We start from the raw sequence: 14,800 nt of genomic DNA, 5'->3' as shown, positions 1-14,800 counted from the left end.
AACACGTTTTCGGCTTGATCGAGCGGCCGTGATCGATGGTACGGGAGCCCCGGGCGCCGTGTAGAGGCGCGTTCGTGGGTTCCCGATGTCGTTTCGTTCCGCTCCGTCCGGTCTGCTCCTCGCCACCACCGCACTGACCACTGTCGCCCTGGTCCCGGCGGCCGCCGCGCAGGGCGCCGCCGTCCAGCTCGACGAGATCTCCGTGGAGGCCGCCCGCCCGGCCGCCGCGGCCCCGACGGGCGTCGGCGGCGGCGGCAATGTCAGCCGCGGCGACGGCGGCGGCGCGGCCACCAGCGGCGGCGGCGGCGGCCCCTCCGGCGTCACCGGCTACGTGGCGCGCGTGAGCCCCGCGGCGACCAAGACCAACACGCCCCTGCTCGAGACCCCGCAATCGGTCTCGGTGGTCACCCGGGAGCAGCTCAACGACCGCAACGTGCAGGATCTGGCCCAGGCGATCGCCTACACGCCGGGCGTGTCGAGCAGCGTGTTCGGCTTCGATCCCCGCTACGATGCCTTCTACATCCGCGGCTTCAGCGCGACCTACAACGGCATCTTCCGCGACGGCCTGCGCCTCAATGCCGTCGGCCTGACGATCCCGCGCAGCGAGCCCTACGGGCTGGACGCGGTCACCATCCTGAGGGGGCCGGCCTCGGGCCTCTACGGTCTCGGCTCGCCCGGCGGCATCGTCGACTCGACCTCGAAGCGCCCGGTCTTCGTACCCTTCGGAGAGGTGCAGTTTCAGGCCGGCAACTACGACCGCTTCCAGGGCAATTTCGACATCGGCGGCCCGGTGGCGGGCACCGACGGGACGATGGCCTACCGCGTGACCGGCGTGAAGCGCCAGTCCAACACCTACCTGCCCGGCGGAGACGACGACCGCACCTTCATCGCCCCGTCCTTCACGTGGCGCCCGGATTCCGACACCAGCTTCACCTTCCTCAGCGAGTATTTCGAGTCGCGCCTGCCGGGAACGTCCTTCTTCTACAACGATCCGGGCTTCCGGGTGACCAATTTCTACTCCGGCGATCCGGCGCTCAACCAGTACAAGCAGCAGCAGTATCGCGTCGGCTACGCCTTCGAGCACAGGTTCTCGCCGGATCTGATCTTCCGTCAGAACTTTCGCTACTATGACGTCCGCGCGGATTACGATTACACCTCGATCACGGGGCTGAACCCGGCCCGGACCCTGGGCGCGCGGACGGCCGGCGCCTACCTGGACACGCTGGGCCAGATCTCCCTCGACAACCAGCTCGAGGGCCGCTTCACCACCGGTCCGATCCAGCACACCCTGATCGGCGGGGTCGATTACGCCCATTACGACTACACGCGCGCCTTCGGTTTCGGGGCCGCGCCGGACCTCAACCTCCTGACCCTGAACTACGGCCAGCAGGTGATCGCCCGGCCGCGCTACACGAACTTCCAGAGCCAGGCGCAGGATCAGATCGGCGCCTACTTGCAGGATCAGGCCAAGCTCGGGCGCTTCGTGCTGACCCTCACCGGCCGGCACGACTGGGTCTTCCAGAACACGAGCGACCGGACGGCCGGCACGGTCGCCGACCAGACCGATCGGGCCTTCTCGGGCCGCATCGGCCTGAATTACCTGCTCACCGACTTCCTGGTGCCCTACGCCAGCTACGCCACGACCTTCACGCCGCAGGTCGGCATCGACGTGAACGGGAACCCGTTCAAGGCCGCGACCGGCGACCAGATCGAGGCCGGCGTGAAGGCGGCCATCCCGAACACCAACATCACGACGTCGTTCTCAGGGTTCGACATCGTGCAATCGTCGCTCCTGCGGCAGGATCCGAACAACATCGCCAATCAGGTCGCGACCGGGTCGGTCGAATCGAAAGGGTTCGAGGCCGAGCTGACGGCGAACTTCGCGCCGGGAACCAACCTGACGCTGTCCTACACCCACCTCAACCTTCGCTATCTGCGCCAGACCTCCCTGGTCACCGGGCGGCCGATCGACGGCAACGCCCTCTCGGGGATCCCGGGCGACAGCTTCACCGCCTTCGGGACCTATCAGTTCGCGCCCGGCTCGCCGCTGGCCGGCCTGCAACTGGGCGGCGGCATCCGCTACGCCGGGACGAGCTTCGCCGACGACGAGAACACCGTCCGCAACCCGACCGTGACCCTGTTCGACGCGCTGGTCGCCTACGATTTCGCGGCCCTCGACCCGAAGTACAGGGGCTTCCGCGCGCAGATCAACGCGTCCAACATCTTCGACCGCAGCTACACGACCTGCCAGGCCGGGTTCTGCTACCGCGGCGCGCCCGCGACGGTCATCGGCAGCCTGATCTACCGCTGGTAATGTCCGGGAGCGGGGGCCGCGGCATGGCAGGTCCCCGCCCCCGGCACTGGAGCCGGGATCGGAAACCGTCCTAAGGCCGGAGCATCGTCCTCCGACCCGGACCCGCCATGCTCTCGACCCTGCTGGTCGTGCTGCCGATCTTCGCGCTGATCTTCGCCGGCTGGCTGGCCCGGCGCGTCGGCGTGCTCGGGGCCGCCGCCACCACCGAACTCAACCGGTTCGTGGTCTTCCTGGCCCTGCCGGCGCTGCTGTTCGACGTGACCGCGCACGCCCACTGGAGCACCATCTGGAAGCCCGGCTTCATCGGCGCCTTCGGACTCAGCAGCCTCGCGATCTTCGCCCTCGCCGTGCTGATCCGCGGCGGGGCGGGGCGGCCGCTGGCCGACGCCGCGGTCGACGGGCTCAACGCCGGCTACGCCAATACCGGCTTCATGGGCTTCCCGCTGGCGCTCGTCGCCTTCGGGCCGGAGGCGCTCGCGCCCACCACGGTGGCGGCGATCCTCACGGTCTGCGGGGTCTTCGCGGTGGCGATCGTGCTCATCGAGACCGGTCTGCGGCGCGAGGCGGCCGCGTCGGGGAGGGGCGGCGGGGCGCGCCGGCCCGTCTGGTGGACGGTCGGCCGCTCGCTGGTGCGCAACCCGCTGCTGGTGGCACCGGCGCTGGGCGCGCTGGTGCCGAGCGCCGGCCTCGCCGTGCCGGACGCGGTGGCCACGTTCCTGAAGCTCCTCGGCGGCGCGGCGGCGCCCTGCGCTCTGGTGGCGCTCGGCCTGTTCCTGGCCCAGCCCCGCCAGACCGGGGGCGGGCAGGGGCGCACCGCCGCGCTGCTCGTCGGCCTGAAGCTGGTGCTCCACCCGCTCCTGGCCTACGGCCTCGGCCGCTACCTGTTCGACCTGCCCCCGCTCCTGCTGCACACCGCGGTGCTCATGGCCGCCCTCCCCACCGGCACCGGGCCGTTCATGCTGGCGGAGTTCTACCGGCGCGAGGCCGACCTAACCGCCACCGTGGTGCTGGTCTCGACCGTGCTGGCCGTCGTGACGGTCTCGGCCTACCTCGCGGCGATCGCCTAGGCGGCCCGGTGATCCCGGGCTCTCCGGACGGCCGCGGCCTCACATTCGGAAACCGGGCGACCACGCTCTTGCCGCAGAGGAATCGTAACGTTTGCCCCGTAGCGTCGTGGCGCGGAACGCCGTATCCGCGCTAGAACGATCCGACAGGCAGGGGCGGAACGACGGCGGATGGTGGGTTCGGGAGTTTCCATCGCGGGGCGGATCGCCCGCCTCGCCTGCGCGACCGGCCTGGCGCTGAGCCTCTCGGCCTGCTTCCGGCCGCTCTACGGGCCGACCGCCTCGGGGGAATCCGTCCAGGCCCTGCTCGCCTCGGTCCAGGTCGACGACGTCGCGATGGCCCAGGGCCAGGAGCGCCTCGGCCACTACCTGCGCAGCGAGCTGGTCTTCGACCTCGACGGGTCCGGCCACCCGGCGACCAAGCGCTACCGGCTGAAGCTCTCGGGCTCCGAGATCGTGCAGACCCCGATCGTCTCCTCCACCACCGGCCGCGCCGAGGCCGGCACCCTGGTGGCCAACATCAAGTACAGCCTCGAGGATATGGGCGGCACCAAGGTCTATACCGAGGGCGTCGCCACCTCGACCGCGACCTACGACCGCTCGGTGCAGCGCTTCGCCAGCCAGCGGGCGGCGCGGGACGCCGAGATCCGTCTGGCCAGCGTGCTGTCCGACCAGATCAAGAGCCGCCTCGCCGCCGTCCTCTCGACGAAGCCGTAATCCGACGTGACGGCGGTCAAGGCCGGCGAGATCGAGGGGCTGATCCGGCGCGGGCCCGATCCGCGCATCCCCGTCATCCTGGTCTTCGGGCCGGATACCGGTCTGGTGACCGAGCGGGCCCGGAAGCTCGCGGAGGATTTCGTCGACGACCCGGCCGACCCGTTCGCGCTGGTGCGGATCGACGGCGACGCCCTCGCCTCCGATCCGGGCCGGCTGTGCGACGAGGCCGGGACGATGGGCGTGTTCGGCGGCCGCCGGTCGATCTGGGTCCGGCCCGGCACCCGCAACTACGCGCCTGCCGTCGAGGCGGTGCTCGGCGCGACCGTCGCCGACGCCCGCATCGTGGTGGAGGCCGGTGACCTCGCCAAGAACAACCCGCTCCGCACCCTCTGCGAGCGCTCGCCGAAGGCGCTCGCGATTCCCTGCTACGCCGACGACGAGCGGACCCTCTCGGACCTGATCGAGCGCACCCTCCAGGAGCGCGGCCTGCGCATCGACCGCGCCGCCCGGGAGGTCCTGGCCCGCAGCCTCGGCGGCGACCGCCGGGCGAGCCTGATGGAGATCGAGAAGCTCGCCCTCTACGCCGCGGGGGAGGGGGACAGGACCGTGACCCTCGAGCACGTGGAGGCCGTCACCAGCGACGTCGCGGCGAGCGTGCTCAACACCCTGATCGACGCCGCCTTCGACGGCCGCCGCGACGCGGTGGAGCGCGACTACCGCCGCTTCCGGCACGAGGGTCTCGACCCGGGGGTGGTGCTGAGCTCGGCGCTGCGGCATGCCCTGACGCTGCTCACCACCCGCCTCGACAATCCCGACAAGACGCCCGCCATGATGGTCGCGACGTGGCGGGGCCTGCATTTCAAGCGCAGGGCCAGCATCGAGGGCCAACTCGGCGCGTGGCCGGCCGGAACGCTCCGTCAGGCCGTGGCGGCCCTGCAGGAGGCGATCCTGGCCTGCCGGCGGGCGCAGCCCGACCTGGCCCACGCGCTGGCCTCGGCGGCCCTCCTGCGGGTCGCCGAGGCGGGGGCGCGGCGGCGCCGCTGAGGCCGCGCCGTCGGCGGCGCGGATTGCCTCTCCCGCACGGAAGAGGGGGGTACGGCGCGACGGTCCCGACCGGAGGGGCCCGCAGGCGAGACGGCTGCGACACGACCCGACGCGGACACTGACGCGCGATGTCGGTGCTCCATCGCCCGGCCCGGACCGCCTGACCTGAGCGAGACACCACGCCCTCTACCACCGCGCGCCGCGGCCTGCTTGCTGACCGCCCTCGTGCCCGGCCCGCGCCGGGCCTGCGCCGGGCTCGCTGAGCCCGGGCCCCCGGGCTGGCCGGGACGGTTCCTCAGGCGTCCGAGACCTTGAACCGGTTGAGGAGTGCCTGCAGCTCGTCCTGGGTCTCGTAGCGGATGCGGATCTCGCCCGAATCGGCGTCCTTGGGCTTGTAGGAGACCGGGACGCCGAGGGCCCGGTGGATCCGCAGTTCCAGGTCGCGCACCGTCGCGGGACGCTCGGCCGAGAGGCGCGGGCGCCCGGGGCGCGGCGTCTCGGCCGGAGCGGCCTCCGCGGAGGCGATCGCCTCCACGTCCCGGACCGACAGGCTCTCGGCCACGACGCGCCGCGCCGTGGCCTCCGGATCGCGCACGGCCAGCAGCGCGCGCGCGTGGCCGGCGGTCAGCTCGCCCGCGGTGACCCGCTCCTGCACGGACAGCGGCAGGTTGAGCAGCCGGAGCGTGTTGGCGAGGTGGCTGCGACTCTTGCCGAGGATCTCGGCCAGCTCCTTCTGGGTGTACGAGAAATCCTTCATCAGGCGCTCGTAGCCGGACGCCTCCTCGATCGCGTTGAGGTCGGTGCGCTGGACGTTCTCCAGAATGGCGAATTCCAGGGAGCCGCGGTCGTCGATCTCGACCACCACCACCGGCACCTCGTCGAGGCCGGCGCGCTGGGCGGCCCGCCAGCGCCGCTCGCCGGCCACGATCTCGAAGGTCCCGGGCACGTCGCCGATCGGGCGGACCACGATCGGCTGGATGATGCCCCGCTGGCCGATCGAGGCCGCCAGCTCGGACAGCTCCGTCTCGGCGAAGCTCCGGCGCGGGTTGCGCGGGTTGGCGCGCAGGAACTCGATCGGGACCCGGCGCTGCTCCTCGGCCTTGGCCGAGGCCTTGCCGGCCTCGTTGAAGTCACCGATCAGCGCCGCGAGCCCGCGCCCCAGTCGAGGCTTCGCCCCCTCCTCCGCCATGATCGCCACCCGTGTCACGCTCCACACTCGCCCCTCGAATCGGGAGGGGGACTCAAACCCGTCAGGCCGCGGCCGGAACCCGGCCCTCGCGCTGGATCACCTCCGAGGCGAGGCGCAGGTAGGCCTGACTGCCGGCGCATTTCAGGTCGTACAGCAGCGCCGGCTTCCCGTGCGAGGGCGCCTCGGAGATCCGGACGTTGCGGGGGATCACGGTCTCGTAGACCTTGTCGCCCATGAAGCCGCGCACGTCCGCCACGACCTGGGCGGAGAGGTTGTTGCGCGGGTCGAACATCGTCAGCACGATGCCCTGGATCGTCAGCTTCGGGTTCAGGGCGCCGCGGACCTGCTCGACGGTGCGCAGCAGCTGGCTGAGGCCCTCCAGGGCGAAGAACTCGCACTGCAGCGGCACCAGCACCGCGTCGGCGGCCGCCAGCGCGTTGATGGTCAGCAGGTTGAGCGAGGGCGGGCAGTCGATCAGCACGTAGCTGATCCGGCTGAGGCTCGGTGCCTGCGTCAGGCTCTTCAGCACGCCGCGCAGCCGGTGCGCCCGGTCGGGGAGGGTGGCCAGCTCCAGCTCCAGGCCGAGGAGGTCCATGGTCGAGGGCGCCAGCGACAGCCGCGGCACGGCGGTGGGGACCACCGCCTGCGCCAGCGAGGCCTCGCCGGCCATGACCTCGTAGGTCGAGACCCGGCGCTTGGCGCGGTCGATCCCGAGACCCGTGGAGGCGTTGCCCTGCGGGTCGAGATCGACGACCAGCACGTCCTCGCCGATCGCCGCCAGGGCGGTGCCGAGGTTGATCGCCGTCGTGGTCTTGCCGACGCCGCCCTTCTGGTTGGCGAGCGCCAGAACGCGCAGAGGGCGTCGCATGGATGAATCCATGGACCTGTCGGCGGGGTCGCCGAGGATCGCTTCGCTCATCGGTGGCTCGGGGCGGCGAGGGCAGTGACGCGCACGATCCGGGCTTCGGAATCGGTCCGGCTCGGCACGAGGTCGTTAACGACTCTCCACTGCGCGCCGGCCTGGGTCAATTCTGCTTGTACGTCCCGCCCCTTCGGAAACAGGCCGGTGGTGCCCGTTTTCAACAGAGGCTCCGTCCAGGCGAGGAGCTGCGCCATCGGGGCGAGGGCGCGGGCGCAGACCACGTCGGTCCCGACGTACTCGCCGATCACCGCCTCGATGCGGGCGTTGCGCACCCGGGCCGGCGCCCCGGTGAGCCGGGCGGTCTCGGTGAGGAACGCGCACTTGCGCGCGTTGCTCTCCACGAGATCGACCCGGACGCCGCGCTCCCGGCCGGCGATGGCGAGGATCAGGCCCGGGATGCCCGCCCCGGAGCCGAGATCGAGCCACGTGCGGGCCTCCGGCGCGAGGTCGAGGAGCTGCAGCGCGTCGTCGATGTGGCGGCTCCAGACCTCCGCCAGCGTCGCGGGGCCGACAAGGTTCTTGATCGGCTGCCAGCGCCGCAGCTGCGCCACGTAGAGGTCGAGCCGCTCGGCTGTTTCACGTGAAACACCGGCCGCCGCGAGAACCCGGGCGCGATCCGGATCGCTCATGCCGGGAGCCGGTCCGCGGGGGCCGACGCCGCGCGCGCGCCGCGCCGCGCGTGGGCGGCCAGCAGGGTGAGGGCGGCCGGGGTCACGCCCTCGATCCGCGCCGCCTGTCCGAGGGTCCCGGGGCGCACCGTCTCGAGCTTCACCCGCATCTCATTCGAGAGGCCGCTGATCGCCGCGTAGTCCAGCCCCGCCGGCAGGCGCACGGCCTCGTCACGGCGGAAGGCCGCGATGTCGGCGTCCTGCCGGTCGAGATAGACCGCGTAGGTCGCGTCGGTCTTCATCCGGTCGGCGATCCGCGGGGCGACCTCGGCGAGGTCCGGCCACACCGCCGCCAGGTCGGACCAGCCGATCTCCGGGTAGGCGAGGAGCTGGAAGCCGGTGCGGCGGATGCCGTCGCGGTTCAGGACGATCCCGTGGGCCGCGGCCTGGCTCGGCGTCAGGCTCACCGCGTCGAGGCGGGCGCGCGCCGCGTCGAGGGCCGCCTGCCCGGCCGCGAAATGGCCCGCCCTGTGTGCCCCGACGCAGCCCAGCGCGATCCCGCGCGGCGTCAGCCGGGCGTCGGCGTTGTCGACCCGCAGGGACAGCCGGTACTCCGAGCGCGAGGTGAACATCCGGTACGGCTCGCTGACTCCCTGGGTCACGAGGTCGTCGATCATCACGCCGAGATACGACTCGGCCCGGTCGAAGCCCGCGATGCCGAGGCCGCCCGCGTGCCGGGCGGCGTTGAGGCCGGCCACCAGCCCCTGGCCGGCGGCCTCCTCGTAGCCGGTGGTGCCGTTGATCTGGCCGGCCAGGAACAGGCCCGGCAGGCTCTTCACCTGGAGGCCGACGTCGAGCTCCCGGGGGTCCACGTAATCGTACTCGATGGCGTAGCCCGGCCGCAGGATCGCGGCCCGCTCCAGCCCGGGGATCAGGCGGACGAGATCGTGCTGCACCGCTTCGGGCAGCGCCGTGGAGATGCCGTTCGGGTAGATCGTCGGGTCGTCGAGACCCTCGGGCTCCAGGAAGATCTGGTGGCCCTCGCGGTCGCCGAAGCGCACGACCTTGTCCTCGATCGACGGGCAGTAGCGCGGGCCCCGGCTGGCGATGCCGCCGGAATACATCGGCGAGCGGTGCAGGTTGGCGCGGATCAGGTCGTGGACGGCCCGGCTCGTCCGGGTGATGCCGCAGCGGATCTGCGGCGTCGTGATCCGCTCGGTCAGCGTCGAGAACGGCACTGGCTCGGCGTCGGCCTCCTGCATCTCCAGGCCGGACCAGTCGATGGTCCGCCCGTCGAGGCGCGGGGGCGTGCCGGTCTTCAGGCGCCCGAGGCGGAGGCCGATCCGGTCGAGGGTCCGCGCCAGACCGACCGCCGGCGCCTCGCCGACGCGGCCCGCCGGGATCTGCCGCTCGCCGATATGGATCAGGCCGCGCAGGAAGGTGCCGGTGGTCAGCACCACCGCGCCGCAGGCGAGGATCCGGCCGTCGGCCAGGACGAGGCCGCGGAGACGGCCCTCGGCGTCGAAGGCCAGGTCCTCGCAGGCGCCGGCGACGACCGTCAGCCCCTCGGTCCCGGCCACGGCCGCCTGCATGGCGGCCGCGTAGAGCTTGCGGTCGGCCTGGGTCCGGGGGCCGCGCACCGCCGGTCCCTTGCGGCGGTTGAGCAGGCGGAACTGGATGCCGGCCGCGTCGGCGACCCGGCCCATCAGCCCGTCCAGGGCATCGACCTCGCGGACGAGGTGGCCCTTGCCGAGGCCGCCGATCGCCGGGTTGCAGGACATCGCCCCGATCGTCGCCGGATCGTGGGTGACCAGCGCGGTGCGCGCGCCGCAGCGCGCCGCGGCGGCGGCGGCCTCGACGCCGGCATGGCCGCCGCCGACGACCGCGACGTCGAATCGGGCGGAGGAGGGGGTGAGCATCGGGTACCGAGCAGCCTTTCGCGGACATCCCGCCGCGGGTGCGAGGAGCGCCCCGGGCCGTGCACGGCGGGTGGGCGCGGGGACCGGCGGATCTGCCGGGAGGTCTAAGCGCGCGCGGGCGCGCCGGTCAACGCATCCCGCCCGCCGGAACGACGCCCTCTCCGCCGGCGCCGGCGGATCCTCTGAATGCGGTATTCAGAACGCCCGCCGCGCGAAGATCTGTCGTTCCCGCGCGCATTGCTGTCGCCGAGCCCGCGAGGACTTGGGCGTCGCGCCTTGTCAGTCGCTGCGGACCGTGCAAATCTTGCGCCGTGACGCGATCCTGTGCGGACAACGCCGTCCGGCAGGCCCACGAGAGGGACCATTTTCGCCGCGCCGCCGAGCGACGCGCGAGGAGGAGACTCGAGATGTCGTCGCTGACAATCGGCCTGGGCGCCGCCTGTTGCGCGGCCGGCGCCGCCGCCCATTTCCTCGACCGCACCCGGCGCAAGGAAGGCCTGTTCGGCCTCGCGGGCTTCGCCCTGCTCCTGACCGGGATGTTCCTGAGCCGCTCCTGAGAAGGGGTTCCCGGGGGCATGTCGTCTCGGGCCAAGCTGCCCGCAAGGCTTCCCGGCCGAGCGTCGCGTCGGCCGGGATGACCGCACCGCACGGCCCGCGAACGCGGGACGCCGATCCGGCTCAGCCGGTCATGGCCGTCGCGGTGTAGCCGGCCTTGGTCAGGGCCTCGGCGATGGTCAGCGCCTGCGCGTCCGTGCGGATCGCCACGCGCGCGGCGTCCCGGTCGACCTGCACGTCGGCCGCGGGATCGATCCGTTTCACCGTGCGGGTCACCGCGGCGGCGCAGCCGTCGCAGGTCATGCCCTCGACCCGCATCAGCAGGTCGGCGCGCGTCTCGTCCATCGGGGCCTCCATAACCGCCTCCCCGGGATGTCGGGACCCGGCGGGGCCGGCGCAAGCCGGGTGTCGGCTCAGAACAGCGCCGGCATGCGGAAGGCGTAATCGATGCGCAGGCCGAACTGATACTGGTTGGGGTTGCCGAACGGGCGCCGCACCAGCGGGCTGTTGCCGGAGGCGCCCAGGATCCGGGTGTAGCCGGCATAGGCCGTGTAGGCCCAGGTCTCGCTCTGCGTGTAGGTCACGCCGCCGAGCACGCCGGCCGAGTAGAAGCTGCGCGGGTCGTAGGGGGTGACGCGCCCGTTCAGCGCCGCCTCGATCGGCGAGACGCCGAAGTATTTCCGGGCGTAGCTGGCATCGCCGACATTGAGGCGCGGCCCGATGGAGAACAGGAACTTCTCCGCCGGGATCAGGTAGTCGGCCGCCACCGAGCCGACCGTTCCGTGGTGCCCGTAGACGCCCTGGCGCAGCTCGACGCGGGTCCGGATGAACGAGACCGGGTAGAACTCCGCGAACACGCCGGGCTCCACGGCGAAGCGGGCGTCGCGGAAACCGTACAGGTGGCGCCGGTCGTCGCCGTAGTAGCGCCCCGGCACGAAGCGCGCGGTCGGGCCGATGCGGAACGACTCGGTGTCGAAGAGCGAGAAGCTGAACCCGTCATCCGGCGTCGAGAAGCGGCGCGGCTCGCCGACCCGGCGGATGTCGATCGACGGGTAGCCGACGGCCGTGTAGTCGCTCGCGCCCGGATAGCGCGGCACGGCCTGGATCGAGCCGCTCAGCGTGACGATCCAAGTGTTGGGATCGACCATCGCGAAGGTCGGCGTGGTGCGCGGAAGATCCGCGCCGAGATCCGCGGCCCGCGGCGCCGTCGTGCCGAGGGTCGCGAGCAGCGCGCCGGCGCCGAGAACGGCGCGAAATCGGAGAGTACGCGGGGGGGCGGGCGTCATGGCCACGCTTTATGATCCTTTTTCATCCAGTCCGCATTCGCAAGCCGCGCAACCCTCCCCGGATCGCCCCGCAATCGGGTCCGCCGTGATGAATCCGCAACGTTCCAGCGGGCGCGGGCGTCACACCGCCCGGAATTAACAGGCGGCGACGCGCCATCGCGGTCCCCGAGCCTTGCCGGGCGGGGTGCGGGCGGCCAATGATCCTGCGATTCGGTTCGCGCCCGGTGGGGATCGCTCGGGATGTCCCCCGGCGACCGGCGCGCGTTCCCGGCAGGTGTTCAGACGATGGTCCCGGTCCTCGGCCGGTACGCGGGGCTGCTGACGGTCGGCCTTCTCGGGCTCGTCGTTCTCGGGCCGCTCGCGGTGTTCCTGCCGCTCTGGAGTGCCCTGACGCTCGGCGCCGCGGCCGCCCTCGCGGGCGGTCTCGCCCTGACCCGTATCGCCACCCTCAAGGCGCGCTGCGAGAAGCTGTCCGGCGAGGTCGATCTGCTGTCCCGGCGCCTGCTCAAGGTCGAGACGGCGGCCGCGACCGCGGCGGCCCAGCCGCGGCCCGAGACCGCCGAGGCCGCCCTGCGCGCCCAGATCGAGGAACTGACCGTCGAGTTCGGACTCCTCAGCGGGATCGTCCGCGACCTCACCACGGTCGTGAGCGCCCAGGATGCCGAGATCGCGGGCCTCAAGGCCCGGCCGGAGATCGCGCCCGAGATCAGGCCCGCGATCACACCCGCGATCGGGCCAGCGATCGCACCCGCCGAGGCGCCCCGGCCGCTGCCCGCGGTGCCCGGCGCAGCCCTTCCGGATCCCGCGGTGGCCCCGTCGCCGCAGCCCGTGCCGGTACCGCCTCCGCAGGTTCAGGCCGCCCCGCTCGAGCAAGTCCCGCCCCGGCCTCAACTCGCCCCGGCCCCGTCCGTCCCGGCGCGGCCGATTCCGCCGCGGCCGATCCCGCCCCGCCCCGCAATCCCCTCCGCGGACGAGGGCGCGATCGTCGCGGCCTTCGAGGGGGACGGTCTGGAGATCCACCTGCAGCCGGTGGTCACCCTGCCGCAGCGCAAGGTGGTGGCTTACGAGGCGCTGGCCCGGCTGCGGATCGGCGGCCCCGGCGCGCCTCCGGCCGAGCCCGACATCTTCCTGCCGGTGCTGGAGCGCTACGGGCGCACCACCGAACTCGACCGCCGCATGCTGCAGCGGGCCACGATCGTGGCCCGCCACCTCGCCCGGCGCGGCAGCGAGACCCTGCTGACCTACGGGCTGTCGCCGCTGTCGCTGTTCGAGCCCGGCCTCCTGCGCGAGCTGGCCCGCACGGCCGCCGACGACCCGGCCCTGGCCGGCCTGACCATCGCGCTGCCGCAGGAGAGCTGGCGCCGTCTCGATGCCGGCCAGCGGGGCCTGCTCGCGCCCCTGCAGGGCCGGATCGGGTTCAGCCTCGACCGCCCGGACGACCTCCGCTTCGACGCGGCCGAACTCGCGGCGCTCGGCATCGGGCAGGTCAAGGTGCCGGCGGAGATGCTGCTCCGGCCCGGCGCGGGCCGCGGCAGCCTGTCGGACATCGCCCTGGAGGACACCGCGCCGGCCCTGGCCCGGGCCGGGATCCGCGTCGTCGCCACGGGCGTCGCCGACGAGGCCGACGTCCCGGACCTGATCGACCTCGACGTGCCGTTCGCGCAGGGGACGGCCTTCGCGGCCCCGCGCCCGGTGCGCGCGGAGGTCCTGGCGACCCCGCCCGCCGAGGAGCCGACGCCCCCGCCGGAGCCGGAGCGGCGCCCGTTCCGGTCGGTGCTGCGCAGGGCCGTGTGAGGGCCCGTGTGAGGGGCCACGCACGGGCACGCTGCCGGCCCGGCCCACCCCGTCACCAGTAGATCTGCAGGCGCGCGATCACCGTGTCGACCGTGAACGGGCGGGTGCCCAGCGTCTCGGACTGGGCCTCACCCGGCCGCACGCGCCCGTGGACGACGTTCCCGATTAGCCGCAGGTTGGGCTCGGGATACCAGCTCAGACCGAGAGTCACGTCCTGCTCCATGCCCCCGCGGAAGCCCCGGGCGTCCAGGTCGACGGCGCTGTAGCGCACCGCCAGCTCGAACACGCCGATCCCGCCCCGGGAGAGCCGCTGCGCCTCCGGAACCGTCACGCCCCGGAAGGTCGCGTAGGTGGTGCCGCTCTGCGGCGTCAGCGCGTAGGCGCGGCCCTCGCCGTTGAGCACCAGGGCCGCCTCGACGTAGCCGCTCTGGAAATCGAGCGCGGTGCCGGGCTGGCCGGGACCGCGGAACGGCTGCAACGCGGCCCGGATGTACTCGGCCTGCAGCAGGAACGGGCCGCGGCGATAGGCCAGCTCGGCGCCGAGGCGCGACACGCTGGCGGCGTCGGGGAGGTCGCCCGTATCCACCAGGGGGCGCTCGAACAGGAAGGCGCCGGCGGGGCTGGAGAAGCTGAAGGCCCCGTCCGACCGGGACCGGCTGCGGAAGACCCCGGCGAGACCGAGATGCAGGGTCTCGTCCCCTTCCATGATCGGCGCGACGGTGGCGCGGGCCGCCACCGCGACACCGTCCCCGTCGATGCCGCTGCTGGCGGCGTTGCCGAAGACGCCGGCCACCGCGGTCCAGGCCGCCCTGTGGTGCCCGGCGGCGAAGCCGAACCGGCGCTCCGGCACGAGGGCGTTGGCCACCGAGCGCTCGGCGAACAGCGTGTCGTTGTTGCTCTGCAGCCATTCCAGGCTGAAGGGCTCCTTCATGTTGCCGAGCGTCAGGATCGTGTCCGGCAGCCCCTTCCAGGCGACCAGCGCGTCGTTGATCGGCAGCATCGGGTCGGCGAAATCGTACTGGAAGGCGATCACCCAGTCGCGGCCGATCGTGAGCGTCGGCTCGATCCAGGCCCGGCGCACGGCGACGTTGTCGGGGAAGGCCTCGGGCAGGTCCGGCCGGCTGAAACCCGCCGCGCCACCGTCGATGTGCAGCCGCCCGCCGATCCGGAGCTTCACGTCGGGCTCGGGGAAGGTGAGCGTCAACCCCTTCGCGTCGTAGCGCAGGCGCTCGCCGTAGGGGCCGGCCATCCCCTCGAACGCGTCCTCGCCGTAGGCGCCGGCGGGGCCCGCCAGGGCGAGGGACACGGCCAGGATGGCCGGTGCGGTGCGCGTTCCGATCACGCGACCAGCAGAGAGCAGGTCGGCAGGGCGGCGCCAATCACCTGGC

General features: G+C 72.7%; 13 protein-coding genes. 6 read left to right on the top strand and 7 right to left on the bottom strand.

Going from position 1 to position 14,800, the window contains the following annotated elements; translation table 11 throughout:
- Positions 1-85 precede the first annotated feature (85 nt).
- The 4 genes from C4T42_RS19285 (at position 86) to holA (ending at position 5,139) form a co-directional block, all read left to right on the top strand.
- Positions 86-2,314: a TonB-dependent siderophore receptor gene (locus tag C4T42_RS19285; protein ID WP_103985643.1), complete on the top strand. Its 2,229-nt coding sequence runs from the start codon at positions 86-88 to the stop codon at positions 2,312-2,314.
- A 107-nt stretch (positions 2,315-2,421) separates the two neighbouring features.
- Positions 2,422-3,381: an AEC family transporter gene (locus C4T42_RS19280; RefSeq protein WP_056533525.1), complete on the top strand. Its 960-nt coding sequence runs from the start codon at positions 2,422-2,424 to the stop codon at positions 3,379-3,381.
- Positions 3,382-3,549: 168 nt separating this feature from the next.
- A complete protein-coding gene (lptE, locus tag C4T42_RS19275) occupies positions 3,550-4,095 on the top strand; it encodes an LPS assembly lipoprotein LptE (protein ID WP_056533523.1) in 546 nt (181 codons plus the stop codon).
- A gap of 6 nt (positions 4,096-4,101) precedes the next feature.
- Positions 4,102-5,139 carry a DNA polymerase III subunit delta gene (gene holA / locus C4T42_RS19270; RefSeq protein WP_103985642.1) on the top strand — a complete coding sequence of 346 codons (1,038 nt, stop codon included), beginning with the start codon at positions 4,102-4,104 and terminating at the stop codon, positions 5,137-5,139.
- Positions 5,140-5,434: 295 nt separating this feature from the next.
- Here the strand turns inward: holA and C4T42_RS19265 are convergent, their stop codons facing one another.
- From C4T42_RS19265 to mnmG, 4 genes are all read right to left on the bottom strand, one after another.
- Positions 5,435-6,328 (bottom strand): ParB/RepB/Spo0J family partition protein, encoded by an 894-nt coding sequence (locus C4T42_RS19265; RefSeq protein ID WP_026605106.1) that lies wholly within the window; start codon positions 6,326-6,328, stop codon positions 5,435-5,437.
- A gap of 61 nt (positions 6,329-6,389) precedes the next feature.
- Complete coding sequence (locus C4T42_RS19260; RefSeq protein ID WP_020094293.1) at positions 6,390-7,247, bottom strand: AAA family ATPase; 858 nt, start codon at positions 7,245-7,247, stop codon at positions 6,390-6,392.
- Positions 7,244-7,879, bottom strand: a complete 636-nt coding sequence (gene rsmG / locus C4T42_RS19255; protein ID WP_103985641.1) for a 16S rRNA (guanine(527)-N(7))-methyltransferase RsmG — start codon at positions 7,877-7,879, stop codon at positions 7,244-7,246. The genes C4T42_RS19260 and rsmG overlap by 4 nt, the downstream gene beginning before the upstream one ends.
- Positions 7,876-9,777, bottom strand: coding sequence for a tRNA uridine-5-carboxymethylaminomethyl(34) synthesis enzyme MnmG (mnmG, locus tag C4T42_RS19250; RefSeq protein ID WP_103985640.1), 1,902 nt, complete (start codon positions 9,775-9,777; stop codon positions 7,876-7,878). The genes rsmG and mnmG overlap by 4 nt, the downstream gene beginning before the upstream one ends.
- A 407-nt stretch (positions 9,778-10,184) precedes the next feature.
- On the opposite strand from mnmG, the gene C4T42_RS32000 reads away from it, so the two are divergent.
- The gene (locus C4T42_RS32000) at positions 10,185-10,334 is read left to right on the top strand and encodes a hypothetical protein (RefSeq protein ID WP_020094296.1); all 150 of its coding nucleotides are present in this window, start codon (positions 10,185-10,187) and stop codon (positions 10,332-10,334) included.
- 121 nt (positions 10,335-10,455) lie between these two features.
- On the opposite strand, the gene C4T42_RS19245 is transcribed toward C4T42_RS32000, so the two are convergent.
- Positions 10,456-10,677 (bottom strand): heavy-metal-associated domain-containing protein, encoded by a 222-nt coding sequence (locus tag C4T42_RS19245; RefSeq protein WP_026605107.1) that lies wholly within the window; start codon positions 10,675-10,677, stop codon positions 10,456-10,458.
- Positions 10,678-10,745: 68 nt separating this feature from the next.
- Entirely contained in the window at positions 10,746-11,618 is an 873-nt protein-coding gene (locus C4T42_RS19240; protein ID WP_244603229.1) for a MipA/OmpV family protein, read from the bottom strand.
- Positions 11,619-11,858: 240 nt separating this feature from the next.
- Here C4T42_RS19240 and C4T42_RS19235 point away from each other — a divergent pair, with 240 nt between their 5' ends.
- Entirely contained in the window at positions 11,859-13,412 is a 1,554-nt protein-coding gene (locus C4T42_RS19235) for an EAL domain-containing protein (RefSeq protein WP_103985638.1), read from the top strand.
- A 52-nt stretch (positions 13,413-13,464) separates the two neighbouring features.
- Here C4T42_RS19235 and C4T42_RS19230 read toward each other — a convergent pair whose 3' ends face one another.
- Positions 13,465-14,754 carry a porin gene (locus C4T42_RS19230; RefSeq protein ID WP_103985637.1) on the bottom strand — a complete coding sequence of 430 codons (1,290 nt, stop codon included), beginning with the start codon at positions 14,752-14,754 and terminating at the stop codon, positions 13,465-13,467.
- Between the last annotated feature and the right edge of the window lie 46 nt (positions 14,755-14,800).

Source organism: Methylobacterium sp. 190mf, from assembly GCF_900107945.1.
GTDB lineage: Bacteria > Pseudomonadota > Alphaproteobacteria > Rhizobiales > Beijerinckiaceae > Methylobacterium.
The sequence above is the reverse complement of the archived record's forward strand: the minus strand, read 5'-3'. Positions and strand labels throughout refer to the sequence as shown.

What these genes read in the sequence shown, in the direction of transcription:
- C4T42_RS19285 (WP_103985643.1), top strand. Translation starts at nt 86, where the DNA reads ATGTCGTTTCGTTCCGCTCCGTCCGGTCTGCTCCTCGCCACCACCGCA.
- C4T42_RS19280 (WP_056533525.1), top strand. Translation starts at nt 2,422, where the DNA reads ATGCTCTCGACCCTGCTGGTCGTGCTGCCGATCTTCGCGCTGATCTTC.
- lptE (WP_056533523.1), top strand. Translation starts at nt 3,550, where the DNA reads ATGGTGGGTTCGGGAGTTTCCATCGCGGGGCGGATCGCCCGCCTCGCC.
- C4T42_RS19265 (WP_026605106.1), bottom strand. Translation starts at nt 6,328, where the DNA reads ATGGCGGAGGAGGGGGCGAAGCCTCGACTGGGGCGCGGGCTCGCGGCG.
- C4T42_RS19260 (WP_020094293.1), bottom strand. Translation starts at nt 7,247, where the DNA reads ATGAGCGAAGCGATCCTCGGCGACCCCGCCGACAGGTCCATGGATTCA.
- rsmG (WP_103985641.1), bottom strand. Translation starts at nt 7,879, where the DNA reads ATGAGCGATCCGGATCGCGCCCGGGTTCTCGCGGCGGCCGGTGTTTCA.
- mnmG (WP_103985640.1), bottom strand. Translation starts at nt 9,777, where the DNA reads ATGCTCACCCCCTCCTCCGCCCGATTCGACGTCGCGGTCGTCGGCGGC.
- C4T42_RS32000 (WP_020094296.1), top strand. Translation starts at nt 10,185, where the DNA reads ATGTCGTCGCTGACAATCGGCCTGGGCGCCGCCTGTTGCGCGGCCGGC.
- C4T42_RS19245 (WP_026605107.1), bottom strand. Translation starts at nt 10,677, where the DNA reads ATGGACGAGACGCGCGCCGACCTGCTGATGCGGGTCGAGGGCATGACC.
- C4T42_RS19240 (WP_244603229.1), bottom strand. Translation starts at nt 11,618, where the DNA reads ATGACGCCCGCCCCCCCGCGTACTCTCCGATTTCGCGCCGTTCTCGGC.
- C4T42_RS19235 (WP_103985638.1), top strand. Translation starts at nt 11,859, where the DNA reads ATGTCCCCCGGCGACCGGCGCGCGTTCCCGGCAGGTGTTCAGACGATG.